Genomic DNA, 1,273 nt, shown 5'->3' with positions numbered 1-1,273 from the left:
GTCGCGAACGTCGCCACCAGCATGGCCGACGCGCCCACTGCTTGAAGTAGACGGAAAGCGACAAAGGCCGGTGCAGTTGAAGACCAAGCTGCTCCCAGAGACGCAATGACGAAAGCCGTTGCGCCCGCAAGTAGAATTGGCCGTCGCCCGATTCTGTCTGAGAGCGGACCAAAAATCACCTGGCCCACGCCGAGCATCACCATATAGAGGCTCAACGTGAGTTGGATCATAGCGGGCGTCGTGTTCAGGATGCCGGGCATCGCTGGAACGACAGGGAGATAAATATCCATCGCCAGTGAAGCGAGGATGTCGAAAGGAGCCATCAGCAGCAGTGCTGCCGGCAGCGTATAGGCCCACGCGGGGCGTGTGGTGGTCATGACGAATCAACCCTCGATTAAGGAATACCGGGCGACGTCTGCTCGTCAGCAATCAGATGAGACTAGCCTTACAGAGCGCCGCAACAACAATACTGGTTGTTGCGGCTTACTTGTCTGCTGACTTGGAATTTCCCATCTGATTACTCCACGCTTACGAATATGAATTGCTACATTTTATCAGATTATCTTTTGCTTCGCAATGCGGCATGGGCGCACTCAGCGTTCCAGCCCCCTCTGCCGCCCTAACTGCCACGACACCGACCCGCCCTGCACGATGCCCATAACCTCGCGGCCGAGTTGGCGGTCGATGATCGGCCGCCACGGGACAAGGGTGAACTCATGGGATTTCTCGACCACGGCGAACTTGCCGCTCGATAGATGCACGGTTCCGGTAAACTTGCCGCTGACGCTCTCGCCGTCCGTGGCGGCGCGGAACGGCAGGCCCTTACTCAAAGCCATATCCGATCCGACGCCGGCTACCTCGCGCTCCCGCAGGATGGCGAGAAGGTTGCGCCGGTAGAAGACGCGGCTGTCCCGGCTGCGGGTGGCGTCGCCCTGTTCGATATGGTGCTCGCGGCGCTGGTCCATGGCTTCGCGGACTTGTTGCCCGAAGCCGGTTGGCGCAAGGTCGGCCGTCTCGCCGTGGATCAGCCGCCGGTCCAGCCAGGTCGCGCCGTCCGATCCGATCTGTTTGTTCAGATCGACCGGGGAAAGGACGCGAACGCTGGCCTGACTGTCTCGGCCGGCGTCATGGGCGGCGGCACGGCTGACCAGATCATCGGGGATGCGCCATTGGTCGGCGTCGATCCGCTCGACGATACCGGCCCGGCGTAGCGCCTCCAGCCGGCGCACATGGGCATCGACATAGCCCTCATAGTCGCCGCCTGGAACGCGGC

Annotated in this window: 2 protein-coding genes; both read right to left on the bottom strand. The window is 61.5% G+C overall.

Annotation, left to right across the window (positions count from 1 at the left end; translation table 11 throughout):
- A partial coding sequence (locus FTT98_RS17845) for an MFS transporter (protein ID WP_180063744.1) occupies positions 1–377 on the bottom strand: 377 nt, incomplete at its 3' end.
- Between the two features lie 216 nt (positions 378–593).
- Positions 594–1,273: DUF3363 domain-containing protein (locus FTT98_RS17840; RefSeq protein ID WP_000308584.1), on the bottom strand; the 680-nt coding region annotated here is incomplete at its 5' end.

The organism is Acinetobacter sp. YH12039, from assembly GCF_013420015.1.
Classification (GTDB): Bacteria; Pseudomonadota; Gammaproteobacteria; order Pseudomonadales; family Moraxellaceae; genus Acinetobacter; species Acinetobacter amyesii.
This window is presented reverse-complemented; position numbering and strand designations above follow the sequence as displayed.